Source organism: Pseudoalteromonas sp. 1181_04, assembly GCF_052850545.1.
The window spans coordinates 1-232 of sequence record NZ_VXCS01000118.1 but is presented as its reverse complement, the minus strand read 5'-3'; the positions used below and the strand labels follow the sequence as shown (position 1 = coordinate 232).

The 232-nt window shown below is 56.5% G+C and carries 1 protein-coding gene; it reads left to right on the top strand.

What is annotated here, in order from left to right; genetic code table 11:
* The coding region (locus tag FW757_RS23275) for an Ig-like domain-containing protein (protein ID WP_446441801.1) at positions 1 to 232 on the top strand (232 nt) is incomplete at both ends.

Sequence of the window (232 nt, the reverse complement as noted above, 5' to 3'; positions counted from 1 at the left end):
TGATCCGTTGGCTGCGACGAACGACAGCACCCCAACCATCACCGGTAGCAGTGATGAAATTGGTGGATTGGTAAGTATCACCGTGACAGATGCGAACGGCACCGTGCAAACCTTAACCGCGACGGTACTGGCAGATGGCACGTGGTCGGTGGATATACCGACCCCATTGGCAGAGGGCGCATTCCAAGTGGATGCCAGCGTCACTGATGCGGCAGGTAATACCGCGTCTGAT